Origin of the sequence: Psychromarinibacter sediminicola (genome assembly GCF_029168335.1) — a bacterium.
In the GTDB taxonomy this organism is placed as follows: Bacteria; Pseudomonadota; Alphaproteobacteria; order Rhodobacterales; family Rhodobacteraceae; genus Psychromarinibacter; species Psychromarinibacter sediminicola.
Window position 1 is genome coordinate 1 of sequence record NZ_JARGYC010000250.1, and the last position, 395, is coordinate 395.

A 395-nucleotide genomic window follows, 5' to 3' on the forward strand; every position below is an offset into this window, starting at 1 on the left:
ACGGGTGACCCAGCAGGTGTCGCCGCTGCAGCACGTGATTTCATTGATCGCAACTACTTGATTCTTGAAGCAGCCTTTGATCGTGGGCCCTTCATGCTCGGAGATGTTCTATCGGTAACTGACATCTTCGTTTGGATGCTGACGCAATGGCATCACGACTTAGACTGGTTGGCAAAGCGGTGTCCGAGAATTACCGAGTGCATCCTCGCCGCCATGGAGCGACCTGCCATTTCATTGGTTCACATTGATCAATTCGGACCGGGCCTTGGTCTGAAAGCTCTCCCGCCATTCTGATTGACCGTCCGGATTGGGCTCGAAGCAGACCTGCGCCGGCGCGGCAGGCCCCTGACTCCAGCGCGCCGGGCCTGCAGGCGCTGACGGCCCCTTCCGGTCAT

Annotated in this window: 1 protein-coding gene; it reads left to right on the forward strand. The window is 58.2% G+C overall.

Going from position 1 to position 395, the window contains the following annotated elements; translation table 11 throughout:
• The coding region (locus P1J78_RS25675; RefSeq protein WP_275570113.1) for a glutathione S-transferase family protein at positions 1 to 294 on the forward strand (294 nt) is incomplete at its 5' end.
• Between the last annotated feature and the right edge of the window lie 101 nt (positions 295 to 395).